The sequence below is a fragment of the Azotobacter beijerinckii genome (genome assembly GCF_900110885.1).
Taxonomy (GTDB): Bacteria; Pseudomonadota; Gammaproteobacteria; order Pseudomonadales; family Pseudomonadaceae; genus Azotobacter; species Azotobacter beijerinckii.
On record NZ_FOFJ01000002.1, the window covers coordinates 184,258 to 204,845 of the forward strand.

The following is a 20,588-nucleotide window of genomic DNA, read 5'->3' on the forward strand; positions in this document are numbered from 1 at the left end:
GCTCAGGCCTGCCCGTCGTCGGCCAGCGCCCGGACCACCACCACCGTCAGGTTGTCCGGGGCGCCGCGCAGCAGGCCCAGATGGATCAGGCTGCGCACCATCTCGCCGGGCAGGGCATGGCCGAGCATCAGGCCCAGCTCGTGGTCCTCGACCGTCCGGGTCAGGCCGTCGCTGCACAGCAGGAAGCAGTCGCCGGCGCGCACCTCCAGGCTCAGCGCGGCAAGCTCCAGGGACTCCGTGGAGCCCAGCGCGCGGGTGACGATGTTGCCCAGCGGATGGCTGCGCGCCTGCGCCTCGTCGAGCAGGCCGCCGTCCACCAGCTCCTGGACGTAGCTGTGGTCGTGGCTGAGGCGCTCCAGCTGCCCGTCGCGCCAGCGGTACAGGCGGCTGTCGCCGGCCCACAGGCAGGCCGCCTCCGCGCCCCGCGCGGCGAGCAGCACCAGGGTGCTGCCCATCAGCTCGACGCCGCGCCGCTCGGTCTCCCGGCGCACCAGCGCATGGGCCTGCTCCAGCGCCGCGCGCAGGGCCCGGAGGTAGTCCGCCAGCACCGCGGCGGCCGGCACGGCGCGCAGCGTCTCGACGATCAGCGTGCTGACGAACTCGCCGCCGGCGTGCCCGCCCATGCCGTCGGCCACCACCCAGAGCCCGTCCTGCGGCGCATCCAGGCAGGCGTCCTGGTTGGTCGGGCGGACCATGCCCACATGGCTGTGGCTGGCCGAGCGGTAGTGCAGCCCGCTCATGGCTGCGTCTCGGCGAAGGGCACTCTGAGGAAATCCGTGAAGCTCTGCGCCGCCGGCAGGCCCGGATAGCACAGCAGGCTGCCGCCGCCCTGCCCGCCGTCGGCCTCCCACCAGCAGCTGCCCTCCTCGCCGGCCAGTTGCGCCAGCGCCCAACCGCGCCCCTCGGCGCTGGCTACGGCGAAGCGCCACTGGCCCAGGGGTCCCCGGCAGGCCGGCAGGCGCGGCTGGCAGAGCGGCATGCCGAGCCGCTGCAGCGCCGCGGCGAAGGCCTCCGGATCGGCGTCCGGGCGCAGGGTGGAGAGCAACAGCGTCTCGACGTGCTCGAACCAGGGCTCCGCGCAGCCGACCAGCGCGCCCAGGTGGGTGTCGGCCGGCAGCGTCAGGGCGGCGGTCAGCGGGAAGTGCCGGCCGACCCGGTCGACGCTGGGCATCATCACCCCGGCCACCGGCGCCGCGCCGAGCAAGCCCGGGGCGATCACGAAGCGCCAGGGCGGGCTGACCAGGTAGGCCTCCAGCCAGGCCGGCCCGAGCGCCGTGCGGCTGGCCGCCAGCCCGGCGCCGAGCCAGGCGTCCCAGAGCTCGACGAAGCTGGCCGGCAGGCCGCGGCGGACGAAATCGCCGCGGCCGGCCAGCTTGCCGTAGAAACCCGGCCCGTTCACAGCCGCTCCGGCAGCCGGAAGCCGGCCAGCAGCCGACCGCCGAAGGGGTTGAAGACGCTGCCGGCGCGCAGCTCGCAGGCAATCGCCAGGCCGTCCACGCGCAGGCGCAGGCCGAAGCGGTCCGCGCCGCCGGGGCTCAGCTCGGCCTGGTCGAGCAGGCGGAACCAGGCCCAGGGCCCTTCCAGGGTCAGCCCGGAACGGCCGGCGGGACCCGGCGGGGCAATCGACAGGCGCACCGTGCCGCTGCGGTTGGGGCCCGGCCACTGCATCGCCACCGGGCGGCTGGGGCCGTGGTCGTAGCCGAGCTGCTGGCCGTCCAGATCGAGCAGGAACTGCTCGATGGCCGGGTCCATGGTCAGCACCTTGAGTTCGAAGCGCACCGCCGGCAGGGTGCCGCCGGCGCGGAAGAAGGCGTCGCGGATCGCCGCGGCGCGCTGGAAGGTCTGCAGCACGCCGGGGCCGATGCCGAGCCGCTCGGCCTCCCCCGGATGCCAGCGCCAGGGGGTCGCCGTGGTGTCCACGTAGGGCTGCAGGTACTGGCGGAAATAGGTGTCGAGCACCCCGCCGGTGCCGAAGAACAGCCCGAAGTCCTCCAGGCTGGCATCGCGGGCGCTGCCCCGTTCGAGCGGATAACGGCCGGCCAGGGACTGCCGGTAGACCCGCAGCACCTCGCTGTTCCAGGCCGCGTTGAGCTGGCTGCGCAGGCTGCCCAGCAGGTGGCGGGTGGCGGCCTCGGCCAGGGCGTCAAGCAGGCCGCGCAGCGGCACCGGCTGGCGCTCGGCGCCCAGGGCTAGGCGTGCCGCGGCGGCGGCGATCCGGCTGCGCTGCTCGGCGCCCGGCGGCGCGTCGAGGCTGGCGCCGAGCTGCACGTACAGCTCGTTCAGCTCCGCCAACAGGGCGTCGATGGGCGGCGTGCCGCCCTCCGGCGCGGCGACCAGCGCGCGCAGTTCGGCGAAGCGCGCGCCGACCGGGTCCTCGGCCGGGGCGACGACGCCCGCCGTCCCCGCCGGCGGAGCCAGACCGAGCAGGTCGCCGAGGCGCTGGCGGAGCCGCTCGACCGTACCGCCCCCGACCGCCTCCTCCGCTCGCTCGGCGACCCGGCGCTCCTCGCCCTGCAGGTCGGTCTCCCGGGCGACGGCGAGCAGCAGCTGCTTGAGCGGCGAGTGCTCCCCGGAAAGCACCCGCAGCAGGTCGACGGCCTGGGCGGCGTTGCCGACGGGCACGAAGGCCAGGTCGGCGAGCAGCGCCTCCCACTCGCGCAGGAAGTCCTCGAAGTACAGCCGGCGCACCTCCTGGGCCAGGCCGGCGACGTCCGCGGACTCCTGCGCGGCGCTGCCCAGCACCCACTGCTCCTCGGCCAGCGCGCCGGCCTGGCTCAGGCTGGCGGCGAGCAGCACCTCGCGGTAGCCGCGCCGGGTGAAGAAGCCGCTCAGCGGCTCGCTCAGCGGCCGGCCGCTCTTGCGCACGAAGACTCGCGGCGCGTCGCGCCCGGCGGCCTCGCTGAGGCGAAAGTCGGGCAACCCCTCGGGCAGCTTCTGCCGCCTGACCCGGGCGTAGACCCGCTGCGCCAGCGACAGCCGCTGCAACTGGGCGCGCACCTCGGCGACCAGCGCCTCGTCGGGACGCAGCGCCGGCGAGCGCTCGTCGAGCAGCGCCGCCAGGTGGCCGTCGAGGGCCTGGCGGCGGGCGGCGGGCAGGTCGCGCGGCAGCTGGCGGTCCCAGTCCAGGCCGATCCAGGCCTTGAGAAAGCCGGCGTCGTAGTGTTCCGGGCCGGTCAGCATCAGGTAGGCCTTGAGCCCCTCGTAGAGGAACTCGGGACTGCCGCCGCCGCGCAGCTGGTCCTCCACGCGGGCCAGCAGGCGCGGCGCGAACAGTCCCTGGAGCAAGGTGCGGTAGACGCTCTGCGCCTCGCTGTCGAGCATCCGCCCCGGGTAGAGGCCGTAGCCTTTGGCCCAGCGCGGCGGGTCGGCGGCCAGATCGCGCACGCCGTCGAGCAGCGGCAGCACCGCCAGCGCCTCGCGCTGCTGCGGGCCGAGGGCGTCGAGCTGCGCGGCGAGCGGCGCGAGGCGCGCCTCGACCGCGGCGATGTAGCGCTGGTTGGCCCGGTAGCTGGCGATCCACAGCGTGCCGACGGCGAGCAGCAGCGCGGCGCTGGCCGCCAGCACGCCGAGCGCCAGCCAGCGGCGACGACGCTCGACCTGCGGATTGGCGCCGACCAGCCCGCGCTCGGCGAAGGCCACCTCGCGCAGCAGGCGCTCGATGAAGTAGCTGCGCCCGCCGCCGGCCGGCGGCGCCAGCGGGCGGCGGTCGAGGTGCATGCCCTGCGCCATCGCGCCGAGCAGGCGGTCGATGGCGCTGCCCTCCTGGGTGCCGCTGGTGAAGTACAGCCCGCGCAGCAGCGGCCGCGTCTCGTAGCGGCTGGGCCGGAAGATCCCGTCGAGAAAGCTCGCCAGGCGCTCGCGCAGCGCCGCGAACTGCTGCGGGAAGCCGTAGATCAGGTCGCGCCGCGCCGGGTCGCGCTCCTGCTGCAGGCGCTCGACCAGCCGGCCGAGCAGGCGCCGCTCCAGCGCGGCGAACTCCTCGGCGAAGCGCTCCAAAGGCCCCAGGGGGCTCTTGCCGTCGTCCAGCGGGAAGCTCATCCCCCAGACCTGGGCGCGCTCCTCCCGGCTCAGGTCGTCGAAGAACTCCATGAACCCCGGCAGCAGGTCGCACTTGGTCAGCAGCACGTAGATCGGGAAGCGCACCCCGAGGCGCTCGCCGAGTTCCTGCAGGCGGGCGCGGATCGCCTGGATCTGGGCGCTGCGCTCGGCCTCGCCGGCCGTCAGCAGGTCGGCCAGGCTGAGGGCGACGAAGGCCCCGTCGATCGGCCGGCGCCGGCGGTGGCTCCGGAGCAGGTCGAGAAAACCCAGCCAGGCCGCCTTGTCCACCGCCGCCTGGCTGTCCTGGGTGGTGTAGCGGCCGGCGGTATCGAGCAGCACCGCCTCGTCGGCGAACCACCAGTCGCAGTTGCGCGTCCCGCCCAGGCCGCGGACCGCGCCGCCGCCGAGGCGTTCGGCGAGGGGAAAGCGCAGCCCGGAGTTGACCAGCGCGGTGGTCTTGCCGGCGCCGGGCGGGCCGATGATCACGTACCAGGGCAGTTCGTAGAGGCTGCGCCGCTCGCCGCCGCCGAGCCGGGCGTCGCCGAGCACCGCCAGCGCCTCGTCCATCCGCCGCTTGAGGGTCGCCAGCTCCTCGGCGCTGGCCACGCCGAGCGCGTCCGGCGCCTCGCCGGCCAGGCCCTGCATGACCTTGGCGGCGTTGCGCCGCGCCTGCACCAGGCGCCACCCGCGCAAGCCGCCCCACAGGCCGAAGAGCAGGACGATCAGCAGCGCGCGCGCCCAGGCCGGCTCCAGCGGCGCGTAGCCGCCGAGCGCCAGCAGCGGGCCGAGGAACCAGACCAGCAGGCTCAGGGCGAGCAGCCCGAGCAGCGGCATGCCCCAGCGCAGGCACAGACCGGCCAGGGCCTTCATGGTGCGCCGCCCTCGGCGAACACCGTGATCTCCACCCGGCGGTTGCGCGCGCGGCCCTCGGCGCTGGCGTTGGAGGCCAGCGGCTCGCTGTCGCTGCGCCCCTCGGCACGGAAGCGCTCGGGCTGGCCGCTGCGCGCGGCGAGTACCGCCAGCACCTGGCGGGCGCGGTCCTCGGAGAGGCTCCAGTTCGACGGGTAGCGCAGGGTCGCGATGGGCCGGTCGTCGCTGTGCCCGGTGACCAGCACCGCCCCGCGGACCTGGCCGATCGCGTCGGCGATGCGCAGCAGCAGCGGGCGCAGCTCGTCGGCGAGGCGCGCGCTGCCCGAGGCGAACAACTGGTCGCTGCGCAGGGTCACCCGCGAGCGGTCCGCGCGGTCCTCCACCGCGACCCGCTGCGCGGCGATGTCCTCGCGCAGCAGCACCGCCAGGCGCGGCCGCTCGACGAAGCGCGGCGGCGCGGCGGCACGCTCGAGGCTCGGCAGCGGCCGCTCGCCCAGCGCGTGGATCTGCCGGAACACCGGTTCGGCCTCGCCGGCCAGTTGCAGGCGCATGACCAGCAGCAGCAGCAACAGCAGCGCCGCGCAGACCGCCACGCCGACCCAGGGCGGCAGGTAGCGGGAGAGCCGGTCGCGCAGCGGCCCGAGGCCCCGCCAGTGGGGCGACAGCTCGCGCTCGGCGGCGCCGCGGACGCTGCGGATGGTCGCCGCGGTGCGCTCGCGCAGGGCTTCCAGCTGGCTGCGCCCGTCGCCCATCACCCGGTAGCGGCCCTCGAAGCCGAGGCTCATGCACAGGTACAGGAGTTCCAGCAGGTCGAGGCGCTGGCGGGGGTTCTGCAGGCAGAGTTCGAGCAGCCGGAAGGCCTTCTCGCCGCCCCAGGCCTCGTTGTGCAGGGTGACCAGCAGGCTCTGCCTGCTCCAGTCGCCGGCGCTGCCCCAGGGGGTGCTGAGCACCGCCTCGTCGAGCGCCGTGCAGAGCACGTAGCGGCCGAGCTGCACCTCCTCCTCGGCGACCCCGGCGGCGCGCGCCTCCTCCTCGAAACGCCGCAGGCACTCCAGGAGCTGGGCGCGCAGGGCGGCCGGCTGGGGATGGGCGAGGGTCCGGCGCAGGCTGGCGAGCAGCCCCAGCAGCGGACCGGCAGCGCGCTCCAGGGGATTCAGGCCCAGCGCGCGGGCCGGCGGCGCGGCGCCGGACGCTTCCGCCGGCGGAGCGCCGGGCGGCGGCTCGGGGAGGCGCCCGCCGGGACGGGGCATGATCCGGGTGCGGTCGGCCTCCGGTGCCGGCCCCTCGCCGGGAGGCCCGCCGCCGGCAAAGGGGTCATCGATGGGCGACATGGCGCGTCATCCTCGGATGGCCCAGAAGGCCAGGTTCAGGCCGGGAAACTGGCCGCCGACGTGGAAGGCGAAGCCGCCCGACTGGCGCAATTGCTTCCAGTGCTCGCTGCCGCGGTCCAGCTCGAAATAGCAGGCGCCGGCGTGATAGGGGATCTGCCGCGGCGCGACCGGCATCGGCAGCAGTGCGATGCCCGGCAGCTGCAGGTTGACCAGGTCGCGGATGTGCTCCACCGAGCCGACCTTGGCCTGCTGCGGAAAGTGGCTGCGCAGCTGCTCGGCGGGCACCTCGGCGCGCACCGCGAGGACGAAGCTGGCCGACTCGAGCAGGGTCCGGTCGGCGAGCATCGCCACGTGCACGCCATAGGACTTCTCGACCAGCGGGAGGGGGATCGCGCGACTGTCCAGCACCATCGACAGGGCCTGGCGCAGGGCGAGGACCACCGGGGCGAAGCTTGCGGCCAGGTCGTCGTGGCGGTAGGGCGGAAACTCCGCCGGACGGCGCCCGGCGGCGGAAAAGGTGGCGAACTCCCCGGCCAGGGCGACCAGCTCGCGGTACAGCGCCTCCGGGTGCAGCGGCGCGAGGCGGGCCAGGTGGGCGACCAGCGGCTCGGCGCGGTTGACCAGCTGGAGCAGCAGGAAGTCGGCGATCTCCGCGGCGCCGCCGGCGCCCGAGGCCACCACCCGCCCGGCCAGCGCCTCGCCGCGCTGGTGGAGCAGGCCGAGCAGCTCGTTGCGAAAGGCCGCCAGCGGCGCCGACGCCGCCACGTCGAGCAGCGGCGGGATGTAGCCCTCGTCGAGACGCAGCGCCAGGTCGGCGCGCTTTTCCAGCACCCGGACCAGGCCGAGCGCGGCGTATTCGCCAAGTCCCGCGTCGGCACCGGCGAGCAGACGGAACGCCGGTGCCGCCACGGCGACCGGCGCCAGGCTCTCGAAGGGCGCGTTGTCGTCGCGCACCTCGCAGACCCGGCCCAGGTAGCGGGCGCCGCCCGGCGGCTCGCCCTCCTCCGCGGTGTCGCGGGTGCCGGGGCGGCGCAGCGGCAGCGCCAGGTAGATCAGCGCATCGCGCAGCTCGCCGGGCACCTCCAGCGGCGGCGGCGGCGGATCGGCGGCGGGGATGTCGAAGGGCGTGCCGTCGGGCAGCACCCCGCGGGCGACGAGGATCGCCAGCTTGCCCTGGGTCAGCAGCGCCTCGTCCAGGCGCAGGTCGGCAAAGCCCCAGCCGCCGGCCTGCAGCGCCCGGCAGCGGCCCTCCACCAGGCGCTCCAGGTAGCGGTCGTGCTGCTGGAAATGCTGCGGGCGGAGGAACATGCCCTCCGACCACAGTACCCGGTTGCTCCACGACATGGATAGCGGCTCCCCGGATCTAGGGCGCGGACCCGGCGACCAGCGCCCGGCGGCCGAGACGGATGGTGTGGCGGCTGGTCTGCCCGGCCGGCACCTCGATGAGCAGGCGCCAGACCGCGCCGTCCAGGTCGCGGTAGGCCGCCACCAGGCCGAGCAGCCGGGTCGGCTCGGCGAGACGGCGCTCCAGGCGGCGGTGCTGGCCGGGCTGGATCAGCAGCTCGTCCTGGTCGACCAGATCGGCGGCGAGGCTGCCCTGCGGCGATTCGACCAGGGCGAAGTAGTCCGCCCGGCCGAAGGCCGTGCCGCGGCGCAGCTCGTAGAGGCGCAGGCGCAGCGGGGCTGCCCGGCCGTCGGGCGTGGGATTGAGGTCCGTCGCCGCCTGCAGGTCGAGGAGGACGACGGTCGGCGCCGGCCGGACCACGCCCGGCGGCGCACCCGGAGCGGCAGGCGCCGCGGCGAGTTCGGTCGATGCCGGCGGCGGCGGTGGGACCGGAGCCGGCGGCGGCGCGGGCGCCCGGGTACCGCAGGCGCCCAGCCAGAGGGTCAGGGTGATCGCCGTTATGGTTATTTTCGGCATCCGAACTGGACCTCGATCCAGGGTCTGTTGACGTTTCGGCGTGAGCCGCGCTGCTGCGCAACCCGAAGGGACGGGGCCCGTTTGGCACAGCACGGCGTCGCTCGTCGTTCATTTGGAATAACCAAACTTCGCTCCTCGTTCCTTGTTCTGCACCAAACGGACCGCCGTCGCGGCCTACGCCAAAACGTCAACAGACCCTCGTGCGTTCGTCCTCCCGAAAACCGGCCGCCGGCCACTTCCTGTCGCGCACCTCAATGGCCGCGCAGTTTCAGGCTGTATTCCTCGTAGGCACGCGCGAACTCCTTGCCGAACAACGCCTGGAAGTCGTCCTCGGCCTCTTTGGAAATGCTCCCGTAGAGTTCCGTGAACAACGCCCAGTACTTCGCCTGACGTCCGCCGGGCAACAATCCGGCAAGTCCCGGATGTTCGCCCAGGCGGGTTTTCAAGACCTGCGGATCGAAGCGCCCGAGCAACTGGCGAAGTGCGGCCTGCACGCCGGCCATTACCGCCAGTTGATGGGCCTTGAGATCGCCGAAACTTTCCGCGACCGCCTGGTCGGGTGGCATGAAGGCCGGGTTGCCGGGACGCAGCAACAGCAGCAGCGCCTCGTCGGCATTCGGCGAGAACTTCAGCGGGTTGTTGCGAATCGGGCGGATCATGGTCTGCGCCAGGCGGAACTCGCCCTTCAGGCTGGCCCGCGCGCGCAGCACCTCGAGCAGCCCCTCGACCATCAGCCGGTAGCTGCGGCCGATGGCCTCCATCTGCGCGGCCGCCGCGCTTCGCTCGATGCGCAGCTGGGCGAGTCCGGCGCCGCGCAGGAAGGCCTCCAGGGCGTCGCCGGGTTCGCCGCTCGCCAGCGGGGGCGCGACGGCCGGCAGCGGCGCCGGCGCCGGCGCCGGCACCGCGGCCGGAGGCTCGGCGAAGGGGTCCCAGTCCGCCGGGATCGGTGCCGCGGCCTCGGGCGGCGTCTGCCGAGGTTCGGGCGGGCAAAAATCCTCGCGCTCGACCGGCACCCGGTCGGCGCGCAGCGGCGGCCCGCCCGGCTCGGCGAGCAGCTCGAAAAGACTCGGGACGGCCGGCGCCGGCGCGCTGGCCTGGGGAGACGCGGGCAGTGGCGCGGTGCCCATCGCGGCGAACGCCGCCGGCCGCTCCAGCCAGGCGTCGAGGCCGCCGCCCTCGCGGGAGAGCGACCCGGCCGCCGCGTCGATCCGTACCAGCAGCTCGTAGTCGCCCAGGCGCAGGTGCTCGCCGTCGCGCAGCGGCTCGCTGTTGCCGCGCTGCAGGCGCACGCCCGCGTCCGCCAGCAGCACGCCGTTGGTGCTGGTGTCGGTCAGGTAGTAGGTGCCGTCGCGGGACTGGATGGTGCAATGGTGGCTGGACACCAGACGCTCCGGATCGGGCAATACCCAGTCGTTGTCGGGGGCCCGCCCGATTCGCAGCTCACCGCGATCCAGCTCGGCTTCCACGGATTGTCCGGGGGTGAGCTTGTGATAACTGGTGATGGTCAAACGCAGCGGCATGCACGCCTCTTCCCATTCCGACAAAGGGCCATTCCGACAAATGGGCGAGCGGGCATCGGAAACAGGGAAAATCAGTATAAGTCGCGCCCCCGGATAATGCGCAGGAACCGGGAAAAGCCATTATGCCGATTTGCACTTAAACAGTATCCGGATAGTTTTGCATCGAACTTCCACAGGTACTTTGCCCATTCTTGACAAGCCACTATTCCCACCGATACTTCATCCACTATTCGATCAGACCGATTAAACCCCTATCAAAACAAAGCCCGGAACGAGTTCATCCCGGCAATAGCCGATTAATACCCGGCACTCTCCGGAATATATATTCCGATATATATCGGAGGATATATCCGGAGCTTTTCGAGACGAGCCATCGTGGACCTGCCGCACCTGCTTTGCGCAATCTCCGAAGCGTCGCCCTGCGGCGACGATCTCGAATACGATCCCCAACTTCTGGAGTTGCAGCGTGCCGCCGAAGGCCAACCGGAACGGCGGATGGGCGATGCCGTGCTCGCCGCCGAGCCGCCCGACTGGCGCAAGACCCGGGAGATCGCCGGCGCCCTGTTCGCGCGCGGCAAGGACCTGCGCATCGCCAACTACCTGGTGCGCAGCGCCCTCGCCCTCGACGGGCTGCCGGGCCTGGCCGAGGGCCTGGCGCTGGTCCGCGAGCTGCTCGGCCGCTACTGGGACGACCTGTACCCGCGCCTGGACCACGAGGACCGCGACGACCCGACCCTGCGCCTCAACACCCTCGCCGAGCTGGCCGGCGAACCCCTGCTGCGCCTGCTGCGCGACGCCCCGCTGCTGCACTCGCGCGCCTTCGGCCCGCTCAGCCTGCGCGCCGCCCTGCAGGCCGCCGGGCTCTCGCCGGGCAGCGCCGAGGGCCTGGGCCGCGAGCAGCTGGCCGGCGCCCTGCAGGACAGCGAGCCGCAACGCCTGGCCCGCGACCGCGCCGCCCTGGAGGAGGCCCGCGCTAGCCTGGCGGCCATCGAGGCGGAGGTCGCCGGCCATGTCGGCGCCGCGCGCAGCCTCGACCTCGGCGCCCTCGCCCGCCTGCTGCGCCAGGCCGGGCAGCTGCTCGCCGAGCCGCCGCCCCACGGCGCCGGCGCAGCAGAGGACGACGACGAAACCGGCCGGCCGGCGGCCGCGGACGCGCCGTCCGCCAGCGAGCGGCCGGGCCGCGGCGCCGTCCCCATCGCCAGCCGCGACGAGGTGCTGCACAGCCTCGACCGCATCCTCGGCTATTACCGCCAGCACGAGCCGTCCAGCCCGGTTCCGGTGCTGCTGGCCCGGGCCAAGAGTTTGGTCAACGCCGACTTCGCGGAAATCGTCCGCAACCTGATCCCGGACGGGCTGGCCCAGTTCGAGAAGCTGCAGGGCCCCGGCGGCGACTAGCCCGCCACACGCCCGGAGGAGACGAGATGGTCAGTACCAGCAGTCAGAAGTTCATCGCCCGCAACCGCGCCCCGCGCGTGCAGATCGAGTACGACGTGGAGCTTTACGGCGCCGAGAAGAAGGTGCAGCTGCCCTTCGTCATGGGCGTGCTCGCCGATCTCGCCGGCAAGAGCGCCGAGCCGCTGGCGCCGGTCGACGAACGGCGCTTCCTGGCCATCGACGTCGACAACTTCGACGCCCGCCTGAAGGCCATGCAGCCGCGGGTCGCCTTCAGCGTGCCCAACGCCCTCACCGGCGAGGGCAACCTGAGCCTCGACCTCACCTTCGAGAGCATGGACGACTTCGGCCCGGCGGCGATCGCCCGCAAGGTCGACGCGCTCGGCCAGCTGCTCAAGGCGCGCACCCAGTTGGCCAACCTGCTGACCTACATGGACGGCAAGAGCGGCGCCGAGGAGATGGTCCTCAAGGCGATCCGCGACCCGGCCCTGCTGCAGGCGCTGGTCAGCGCACCGAAGCCGCCGGAACCCGAGACACCAGCCTGAGGAGGATGCCGCCATGGCCGAACCGATCGGCAGCGAACAGCTGCAGCCACAGCCGGAACCCGCCGCCGAGACCGGCGACGACTTCGCCGCCCTCCTGCTGCGCGAGTTCAAGCCCCAGACCGAGCGGGCCCGCGAGGCGGTGGAAAGCGCCGTGCGCACCCTCGCCGAGCAGGCCCTGGAGCGCACCGAGCTGATTTCCGACGACGCGATCCGCTCCATCGAGTCGATCATCGCCGCCATCGACGCCCGGCTGACCGCGCAGATCAACCTGATCCTCCACCACCCGGACTTCCAGCGCCTGGAAAGCGCCTGGCGCGGGCTGCGCTACCTGGTCGACAACAGCGAAACCGACGAGATGCTGAAGATCCGCGTGCTGAACGTCTCCAAGGGCGAACTGCACCGCACGCTGAAGAAGTTCAAGGGCAGCGCCTGGGACCAGAGCCCGCTGTTCAAGAAGATGTACGAGGAGGAGTACGGCCAGTTCGGCGGCGAGCCCTACGGCTGCCTGGTCGGCGACTACTACTTCGACCACTCGGCGCCGGACGTCGAGCTGCTCGGCGAGATCGCCAAGGTCTGCGCGGCGATGCACGCGCCCTTCATCGCCGCCGCCGCGCCGCGGGTGATGGGCATGGACTCCTGGCAGGAGCTGTCCAACCCGCGCGACCTGACCAAGATCTTCACCACCCCCGAATACGCCGCCTGGCGCTCGCTGCGCGAGTCCGAGGACTCCCGCTACATCGGCCTGACCCTGCCGCGCTTCCTGGCGCGCCAGCCCTACGGGGCGCGAACCGACCCGGTGGAGGCCTTCGCCTTCGAGGAGGACACCGAGGGCGCCGACAGCAGCAAGTACGCCTGGGCCAACTCGGCCTACGCGATGGCCGCCAACATCGACCGCTCCTTCAAGCTCTACGGCTGGTGCTCGCGGATTCGCGGGGTGGAGTCCGGCGGCGAGGTGACCAACCTGCCGGTGCATACCTTCCCCACCGACGACGGCGGGGTGGACATGAAGTGTCCCACCGAGATCGCCATCTCCGACCGCCGCGAGGCGGAGCTGGCGAAGAACGGCTTCATGCCGCTGCTGCACCGCAAGAACAGCGACTTCGCCGCCTTCATCGGCGCCCAGTCGCTGCAAAAACCCGCCGAGTACGACGACCCGGACGCCACCGCCAACGCCAACCTGGCCGCCCGCCTGCCCTACCTGTTCGCCACCTGCCGCTTCGCCCATTACCTGAAGTGCATCGTCCGCGACAAGATCGGCTCGTTCCGCGAGCGCGAGGACATGCAGCGCTGGCTGCAGGACTGGATCCTCAACTACGTGGACGGCGACCCGGCGCACTCCAGCGAGACCACCAAGGCCCAGCACCCGCTGGCGGCGGCCGAGGTGGTGGTCGAGGAGGTCGAGGGCAATCCCGGCTACTACAACGCCCGCTTCTACCTGCGCCCCCACTACCAGCTCGAAGGGCTGACCGTCTCGCTGCGCCTGGTCTCCCGGCTGCCCTCGGCGAAGGCGGCCTGAGCGGCCGGGCGCGGCAAACCGACCGGCGCCGCGGCGCCGGCCGCCCCACACCGGCAGACGTGGCGCAGGCCACCCGGGAGGCATGATGGCTGTAGACATGTTCATCAAGATCGGCGACATCCAGGGCGAGTCCCGGGACAAGGCCCACAAGGGCGATATCGACGTCCTCGCCTGGAACTGGGGCATGGCCCAGTCCGGCACCATGCACACCGGCGGCGGCGGCGGCACCGGCAAGGTCAGCATCGCCGACCTGTCGCTGACCAAGTACGTCGACAAGGCCTCGCCCAACCTGATGGCCGCCTGTTCGAGCGGCAAGCACTACCCGCAGGCCACGCTGACGGTGCGCAAGGCCGGCGGCGACAATCCCGTCGAATACCTGACCATCACCCTCAAGGAGGTGCTGGTGTCCTCCCTGAGCACCGGCGGCAGCGGCGGCGAGGACCGCCTGACCGAGAACGTCAGCCTCAACTTCGGCCAGGTGCAGGTCGAGTACCAGGCCCAGAAGGAGGACGGCAGCAAGGACGGCGGGCCGATCAAGTACGGCTGGAACATCCGCGAGAACGTGAAGATCTGAGCGGGGCCACAGCCATGACTGCCGACGAACTGCTGCGCGCCGGACGCCTCGAGGCAGCGCTCGCGACGCTGCAGGACGAGGTGCGCCGCCGGCCGGACCACGCCCCGCTGCGGGTGTTCCTGTTCCAGCTGCTGGCCGTGCTCGGCCAGTGGACGCGGGCCGACCAGCAGTTGCAGGTCGCCGGCGAACTGGAGGCCGGCACCCTGGCCATGGTGCAGACCTACCGCGCCGCGCTGGCGTGCGAGGCGCTGCGCGTCGAGGTGTTCGCCGGGCGCCTGACGCCGCTGCTGCTCGGCCGGCCGGACGACTGGGTCGCCCTGCTGGTCGAGGCGCTGCGCCTGGACGGCGAGGGCCGCGCCGAGGCCGCCCGGCAGCTGCGCGGGCAGGCCCTGGACGCCGCGCCGGCGGTCGCCGGGCAGCTCAACGGCGAGGACTTCGCCTGGTGCGCCGACGCCGACCCGCGGCTCGGCCCGGTGCTCGAGCTGATCGTCAACGGCCGCTACGCCTGGCTGCCCCTGTCGCACCTGCAGAGCCTCGCCTGCGAGCCTCCCGCCGACCTGCGCGACCTGGTCTGGCTGCCGGCGCGGCTGACCCTGGCCAACGGCGGCGAGAGCGTCGCGCTGATCCCCAGCCGCTACCCCGACACCCCGCGCCTCGGCGACGACGCGGCGCGCCTGGCGCGCAAGACCGACTGGCCGGACGACGGCCTGCCGCTGGGCCAGCGGATGTTCGTCACCGACCGCGGCGACTGCGCGCTGTTCGAGCTGCGCCGCCTGACCTTCGCCGCACAGGAGCCCTGAGATGCCCCGCCTCGGCCTTCAGGAACGCCTGCAACCCTCGCTGCTCGACCGGCTGACCGACGAGGCGCCCGACAGCCCCGGCGAGCGCCCCGAGCAGTGGGCGATGACCCAGAGCCAGCTCAAGGCCTCGGTGCTGCGCGACCTCGCCTGGCTGTTCAACGCCACCGCGCCGCTCGACGAGAGCGCCGCGCGGATGCCAGCCGGTCGCTCGGTGCTCAACTACGGGCTGCCGCCGCTGGCCGGTCACAGCGCCTCGAATATCGACGTCCAGGCGGTGGAGAAGCTGCTGATCGACACCATCGAGGTCTTCGAGCCGCGCATCCTGCGCGGCTCGCTGCAGGTCCGCGCGCGCCTGGACGCCGGGGAGATGAGCCACAACGCCCTGTCCTTCGAGATCGAGGGCGACCTCTGGGCGCTGCCGGTACCGCTGCGCCTGCTGCTCACCACCCGCCTCGACCTGGAAAGCGGCCACGTCCGCGTCGACCCGTCCGAAGCACCGCGGAGACCGGCATGAATCCGCTGCTGCTGGACTACTACAACCGCGAGCTGCAGCACATCCGCGAGAGCGCCGCGGAGTTCGCCGGCGAGTTCCCGAAGATCGCCAGCCGCCTGAGCCTCGACGGCATCGACTGCGCCGACCCCTACGTCGAGCGCCTGCTGGAGGGCTTCGCCTACCTGACCGCGCGCATCCAGCTCAAGCTGGATGCCGAATACCCGACCTTCACCCACCACCTGCTGGAGATCGCCTATCCCCACTACCTCGCGCCGACCCCCTCGGTGGCCGTGGTGCAGCTGCAGGCCGATCCCGACGAGGGCGCGCTCGGCGACGGCTTCACGGTGCCGCGCGAGGCCTCCCTGCGCGGCCTGCTCGGCGCCGACGGGCAGACCGCCTGCGAATACCGCACCGCCCAGCCGGTCACCCTCTGGCCGCTGGCGGTGGCCCAGGCCGAATACTTCGGCAACCCGGCGGCGACCCTCGGCCGCCTGGCCGGCGCCGTGCCGCACGCCCGGGCCGGCCTGCGCCTGCGCCTGCGCAGCGGCGCCGGCCTGCCCTTCCGGGCGCTGGCCCTGGAGCGCCTGCCGCTCTACCTGCACGGCGGCGACGAACTGCCGTTCCGCCTCTACGAGCAACTGCTCGGCAACGGCTGCGCGCTCTTCGCCCGCAGCCCCGGCGAGGACTGGCTGGAACGCCTGCCGGCGCCGCGCCCGCGCGGCCTGGACGACGCCGACGCGGTGCTGCCGGTGGTGCCGCGGGCCTTCCAGGGCTACCGCCTGCTGCAGGAATACTTCGCCCTGGCGCAGCGCTTCCTGTTCGTCGAGTTCGCCGGGCTGGCCGCCGCGGCGCAGCGCTGCGCCGGCCAGGAGCTGGAGATCCTGGCGCTCTTCGAGCGCCTCGACCCGGCCCTGGAGGGGACGGTCGGCGCCGGGCACTTCGTGCCCTTCTGCACCCCGGCGGTGAACCTCTTCCCGCGCCGCGTCGACCGCATCCACCTCTCCGAGCGCCGCCACGAGCACCAGGTGATCGCCGACCGGACCCGCCCGCTGGACTTCGAGATCCACTCGCTGACCCAGGTCAGCGGCTACGGCGAAGGCCCCGAGCAGCGCTTTTTGCCCTTCTACGCGGTGCGCGACCCCGCCCGCTACGGCCGCGAACAGGCCTACTACAGCCTGCGCCGCGAGCCCCGCCGGCTCTCCGGCAACGAGCAGCGGCGCGGCACGCGCTCCACCTACACCGGCAGCGAAACCTTCATCGCGCTGGTCGACGCCCAGGCCGCACCCTACCGCCACGACCTGCGCCAGCTGGGCATCCAGGCGCTGTGCAGCAACCGCGACCTGCCGCTGTTGATGCCGGTGGGCAGCGCGCCGAGCGACTTCACCCTCGAGGAAGGCGCGCCGGTGCGCGCGGTGCGCTGCCTGGCCGGGCCGAGCCGGCCACGGGCCAGCCGCGCCCACGACGCCGCCGCCTGGCAACTGATCGGCCAGCTCTCGCTGAACTACCTGTCGCTCACCGAGGGCGGCCAGGGCGCGGCCGCCCTGCGCGAGCTGCTGCGCCTCTACGGCGATCCCCGCGACCCCGCCCTGGCGCTGCAGATCGACGGCCTGCGCGAGGTGCGCTGCCGGCCCTGCACCCGGCGCCTGCCGCTGCCCGGCCCGATCGCCTTCGGCCGCGGCCTGGAGATCGCCCTGGAATTCGACGAAAGCGCCTTCCGCGGCACCGGGGTGTTCCTCCTCGGCGCCGTGCTGGAGCGCTTCCTGGCCCGTTATGCGTCGATCAACAGTTTTACCGAGACGGTGCTGCGCACCGCCGAACGCGGCGAGGTGATGCGATGGCCGACGAACCCCGGACGCCGTCCGACCCTGTGAACGGCCTCGCCGGGATGGCGGCCGAGCCCTGGAACCACGACTTCTTCCAGGCCCTGCGCCGTCTCGAGTGCGCCGCGCCGCAGCTCCCGCGCCTCGGCCGCTCGCGGCGCCTGGCCGACGACCCGCTGCGCCTCGGCCAGCGCCCGGAATGCACCTTCGCCCCCTCGACCCTGGCCGGCGTCGAGCCCGGCCGCGACGGCGCGCCGCCGCGCCTGGAACAGTTCTTCTTCGGCCTCGGCGGACCCAACGGCCCGCTGCCCCTGCACCTGACCGAGTACGCCCGGGAACGCCAGCGCAACCACGGCGACGCCACCTTCAAGCGCTTCCTCGACCTCTTCCACCACCGCCTGCTGTGCCTGTTCTACCGCGCCTGGGCGGAATCCCGGCCGACCGTCGGCCACGACCGCCCGGCCGACGACTACTGGGCGGCGCGCCTCGCCGCCCTGTGCGGCCGCGGCCTGCCGAGCCTGCGCGGGCGCGGGCCGCTGGAGGACCGCGAGCGCCTGCACTTCAGCGGCCACCTGGCGGCGCAGACCCGCTATCCGGACGGGCTGGTGGCGATCCTCGCGCTGCACTTCGAGCTGCCGGTAGCCCTCGAGGAGTTCGCCGGCCGCTGGCTGGCGCTGCCCGGCGGCAGCCGCCTGGGCCTGAGCGCCGCGACCCTCGGCGCGGACCTCTGCCTGGGCCGCCACGTCTGGGACCGCCAGCACGGCTTTCGCCTGCGCCTCGGCCCGCTGGATCTGGCCGAGTACCGCCGTCTGCTGCCCGGCGGCGACCACTGGCGCGAGCTGGCCGCCTGGATCGCCGAATACCAGGGCGAGGAACTCGACTGGGAGGTCGAACTGGTGCTGCGCCGCGACCAGGTGCCGCCGCTGCGTCTCGACGGCGCGCTGCGCCTAGGCCTGGACAGCTGGCTGGGCGCGCCGCCGCGGGATGCCGCGGACCTGCGGCTGTCTTCCCACTACGCCGGGGCGGCGGGCGCCGCGCCCCGCCCCGAGGAGGCGTGCGCATGAGCGAGATCGGCCGGGTCGCCCTGTTCGGCAAGCTGAACCCCCTGGCCTACAAGGCCATCGAGTCCGCCACGGTGTTCTGCAAGCTGCGCGGCAACCCCTACGTGGAACTGGCGCACTGGCTGCACCAGATCCTCCAGCTCCCGGACTCCGACCTGCACCGACTGGTGCGTGCCTTCGAGCTCGACCCGGCGCACCTGGCGCGGGATCTCACCGAGGCCCTGGACCGCCTGCCGCGCGGCTCGACCGCGATCACCGACCTGTCCTCCCAGGTCGAGGAAGCCGTCGAGCGCGGCTGGGTCTACGCCACCCTGCTGTTCGGCGAAAACCAGGTGCGCAGCGGCCACCTGATCGTCGGCCTGCTCAAGACCCCCGGCCTGCGCCACGCCCTGCCGGCGCTCTCCGGCGAGTTCGCCAAGCTCCGCCCGGAGGCCCTCACCGAGCGCTTCGCCGAGCTGCTCGGCGACTCGCCGGAAAACCGCCTGCGCGCCAGCGACGGCTTCGTCGCCGCGGCGCCGGGCGAGGCCAGCGGCGCCCTGGCGCCGAGCGCGCTGGGCAAGCAGGAGGCGCTCGGGCGCTTCACCCTCGATCTCACCGGGGAGGCCCGCGCAGGCCGGCTCGACCCGGTGGTCGGGCGCGACGAGGAAATCCGCCGGCTGATCGACATCCTCATGCGCCGCCGGCAGAACAACCCGCTGCTCACCGGCGAGGCCGGGGTCGGCAAGACCGCGGTGGTCGAGGGTTTCGCCCAGCGCATCGTCGCCGGCGAGGTGCCCCCCGCCCTCCGGGGGGTGCAGCTGCGCAGCCTGGATGTCGGCCTGCTGCAGGCCGGGGCGAGCATGAAGGGCGAGTTCGAGCAGCGCCTGCGCCAGGTGATCGAGGAGGTGCAGAGTTCGCCCGCCCCGGTCGTCCTGTTCATCGACGAGGCGCACATGCTGATCGGCGCCGGCGGCGCGGCGGGCACCGGCGATGCGGCGAACCTGCTCAAGCCGGCGCTGGCCCGCGGCACCCTGCGCACGGTGGCGGCGACCACCTGGGGCGAATACAAGAAGCACATCGAGAAGGACCCGGCGCTGACCCGGCGCTTCCAGGTGGTGCAGATCGACGAGCCGTCCGAGCCCAAGGCGCTGCTGATGCTGCGCGGGATCGCCGCCGGCCTGGAGCGCCACCACCGGGTGCAGGTGCTCGACGAGGCGCTGGAGGCCGCGGTGCGCCTGTCGCACCGCTACATCCCGGCACGCCAGCTGCCGGACAAGGCGGTCAGCCTGCTGGACACCGCCTGCGCGCGGGTCGCCATCGGCCAGCAGGCGGTGCCCGCCGAAGTCGACGACAGCCGCCGGCGTATCGCCGCGCTGGACACCGAGTTGGCCATCGTCCGTCGCGAACAGGCCGTCGGCGTGGCCACCGGCAGCCGCCAGGCGGACGCCGAAACCGCGCTGGCCGCCGAGCGCGAACGCCTCGCCGCCCTGGAGACCCGCTGGGCCGAGGAGAAGGCGCTGGTCGACGAGCTGCTGGCCACCCGCGCCCGCCTGCAAGCCGGACTGGAGAGCGCCGAGACGGACAACCGCGCGGCCGAAGCGGCGCCGGACGAGGCCGAGCGCCAGGCGCTGCGCACCGCCCTCGGCGAGTTGCAGGGCCGCCTGCGCGCCCTGCAGGGCGAGACGCCGCTGATCCTGCCGGAGGTGGACTACCAGGCGGTGGCCGCGGTGGTCGCCGACTGGACCGGCATCCCGGTCGGGCGCATGGCGCGCAACGAGATCGACGGCGTGCTGCACCTCGCCGAGCGGATGAAGGCGCGCATCGTCGGCCAGGACCACGCCCTGGAAAGCATCGCCCGGCGCATCCAGACCGCCCGCGCCGGCCTCGACAACCCGGCCAAGCCGATCGGCGTGTTCCTCCTCGCCGGCCCCTCCGGGGTGGGCAAGACCGAGACCGCCCTGGCCCTGGCCGAAGCCCTCTACGGCGGCGAGCAGAACCTCGTCTCGATCAACATGAGCGAGTTCCAGGAGGCCCACACCGTCTCCACCCTCAAGGGCGCGCCGCCCGGCTACGTCGGCTACGGCGAGGGCGGCGTGCTGACCGAGGCGGTGCGCCGCAAGCCCTACAGCGTGGTGCTGCTCGACGAGGTGGAGAAGGCCCACCCGGACGTCCACGAGATCTTTTTCCAGGTCTTCGACAAGGGCGAGATGGAGGATGCCGAGGGCCGGCGGATCGACTTTCGCAACACCCTGATCCTGCTCACCACCAACGTCGGCACCGAGCGGATCGCCGGCCTGTGCGCCGACCCGCTGCTGCGGCCGGAGCCCGAGGCCCTCGCCCGGGCGCTGCGCGAGCCGCTGCTCGGGGTGTTCCCGCCCGCCCTGCTCGGCCGCCTGGTGGCGATCCCCTACTACCCGCTCGACGACGCGATGCTCAAGGCCATCGTCCGCCTGCAGCTGGCGCGCATCGGCCGGCGCATCGAGGCCGGCCACCGCGTGCCGTTCGCCTGCGACGAGGCGGTCGTCGAGCTGATCGTCTCGCGCTGCAGCGAGGTGGAGAGCGGCGCGCGGATGGTCGACGCGATCCTGACCAACACCCTGCTGCCGGAGATCAGCCGCGAGTTCCTCGTCCGCCTGCTGGAAGGCCGTCCGCCGGCCGGGGTGCAGGTCGGCGTGCAGGACAACCGGCTGCACTACCGCTTCGCCGCGGACGAAGACTGAGGGCGCGC

At 73.2% G+C, this 20,588-nt stretch carries 16 protein-coding genes; 9 read left to right on the top strand and 7 right to left on the bottom strand.

Annotation, left to right across the window (positions count from 1 at the left end; translation table 11 throughout):
- Positions 1 to 2 precede the first annotated feature (2 nt).
- The 7 genes from BMY22_RS01700 to tagH form a co-directional block, all read right to left on the bottom strand.
- The gene (locus BMY22_RS01700) at positions 3 to 740 is read right to left on the bottom strand and encodes a PP2C family protein-serine/threonine phosphatase (RefSeq protein WP_090619055.1); all 738 of its coding nucleotides are present in this window, start codon (positions 738 to 740) and stop codon (positions 3 to 5) included.
- Positions 737 to 1,399 carry a type VI secretion system-associated protein TagF gene (gene tagF, locus BMY22_RS01705; protein ID WP_090619057.1) on the bottom strand — a complete coding sequence of 221 codons (663 nt, stop codon included), beginning with the start codon at positions 1,397 to 1,399 and terminating at the stop codon, positions 737 to 739. Before tagF ends, BMY22_RS01700 begins: the two co-directional genes overlap by 4 nt.
- A complete protein-coding gene (tssM, locus tag BMY22_RS01710) occupies positions 1,396 to 4,908 on the bottom strand; it encodes a type VI secretion system membrane subunit TssM (protein ID WP_090619059.1) in 3,513 nt (1,170 codons plus the stop codon). Before tssM ends, tagF begins: the two co-directional genes overlap by 4 nt.
- A complete protein-coding gene (locus BMY22_RS01715) occupies positions 4,905 to 6,239 on the bottom strand; it encodes a DotU family type VI secretion system protein (protein WP_090619060.1) in 1,335 nt (444 codons plus the stop codon). Before BMY22_RS01715 ends, tssM begins: the two co-directional genes overlap by 4 nt.
- Before the next feature lie 6 nt (positions 6,240 to 6,245).
- The gene (gene tssK, locus BMY22_RS01720) at positions 6,246 to 7,583 is read right to left on the bottom strand and encodes a type VI secretion system baseplate subunit TssK (protein ID WP_090619062.1); all 1,338 of its coding nucleotides are present in this window, start codon (positions 7,581 to 7,583) and stop codon (positions 6,246 to 6,248) included.
- A gap of 19 nt (positions 7,584 to 7,602) precedes the next feature.
- Positions 7,603 to 8,160, bottom strand: coding sequence for a type VI secretion system lipoprotein TssJ (tssJ, locus tag BMY22_RS01725; protein ID WP_090619064.1), 558 nt, complete (start codon positions 8,158 to 8,160; stop codon positions 7,603 to 7,605).
- Positions 8,161 to 8,411: 251 nt separating this feature from the next.
- The gene (gene tagH / locus BMY22_RS01730) at positions 8,412 to 9,680 is read right to left on the bottom strand and encodes a type VI secretion system-associated FHA domain protein TagH (RefSeq protein WP_090619065.1); all 1,269 of its coding nucleotides are present in this window, start codon (positions 9,678 to 9,680) and stop codon (positions 8,412 to 8,414) included.
- 372 nt (positions 9,681 to 10,052) lie between these two features.
- Between tagH and tssA the strand changes: the two genes are divergently transcribed.
- The 9 genes from tssA to tssH all read left to right on the top strand — a co-directional run bounded on the left by tssA (position 10,053) and on the right by tssH (position 20,580).
- Positions 10,053 to 11,075: a type VI secretion system protein TssA gene (gene tssA / locus BMY22_RS01735; RefSeq protein WP_090619067.1), complete on the top strand. Its 1,023-nt coding sequence runs from the start codon at positions 10,053 to 10,055 to the stop codon at positions 11,073 to 11,075.
- A 26-nt stretch (positions 11,076 to 11,101) separates the two neighbouring features.
- Complete coding sequence (gene tssB / locus BMY22_RS01740) at positions 11,102 to 11,617, top strand: type VI secretion system contractile sheath small subunit (RefSeq protein WP_090619069.1); 516 nt, start codon at positions 11,102 to 11,104, stop codon at positions 11,615 to 11,617.
- A gap of 13 nt (positions 11,618 to 11,630) precedes the next feature.
- Positions 11,631 to 13,133: a type VI secretion system contractile sheath large subunit gene (gene tssC, locus BMY22_RS01745; RefSeq protein ID WP_090619070.1), complete on the top strand. Its 1,503-nt coding sequence runs from the start codon at positions 11,631 to 11,633 to the stop codon at positions 13,131 to 13,133.
- A gap of 85 nt (positions 13,134 to 13,218) precedes the next feature.
- The gene (locus BMY22_RS01750) at positions 13,219 to 13,707 is read left to right on the top strand and encodes an Hcp family type VI secretion system effector (protein WP_090619072.1); all 489 of its coding nucleotides are present in this window, start codon (positions 13,219 to 13,221) and stop codon (positions 13,705 to 13,707) included.
- A 14-nt stretch (positions 13,708 to 13,721) separates the two neighbouring features.
- Positions 13,722 to 14,507, top strand: coding sequence for a type VI secretion system accessory protein TagJ (locus BMY22_RS01755; RefSeq protein ID WP_090619074.1), 786 nt, complete (start codon positions 13,722 to 13,724; stop codon positions 14,505 to 14,507).
- 1 nt (position 14,508) lies between these two features.
- Entirely contained in the window at positions 14,509 to 15,021 is a 513-nt protein-coding gene (gene tssE / locus BMY22_RS01760) for a type VI secretion system baseplate subunit TssE (protein WP_090619075.1), read from the top strand.
- Positions 15,018 to 16,871, top strand: a complete 1,854-nt coding sequence (gene tssF, locus BMY22_RS01765) for a type VI secretion system baseplate subunit TssF (RefSeq protein ID WP_090619077.1) — start codon at positions 15,018 to 15,020, stop codon at positions 16,869 to 16,871. The genes tssE and tssF overlap by 4 nt, the downstream gene beginning before the upstream one ends.
- Positions 16,835 to 17,884, top strand: coding sequence for a type VI secretion system baseplate subunit TssG (gene tssG / locus BMY22_RS01770; RefSeq protein WP_090619079.1), 1,050 nt, complete (start codon positions 16,835 to 16,837; stop codon positions 17,882 to 17,884). The genes tssF and tssG overlap by 37 nt, the downstream gene beginning before the upstream one ends.
- Entirely contained in the window at positions 17,881 to 20,580 is a 2,700-nt protein-coding gene (gene tssH, locus BMY22_RS01775; RefSeq protein ID WP_090619080.1) for a type VI secretion system ATPase TssH, read from the top strand. Before tssG ends, tssH begins: the two co-directional genes overlap by 4 nt.
- Positions 20,581 to 20,588: the final 8 nt, after the last annotated feature.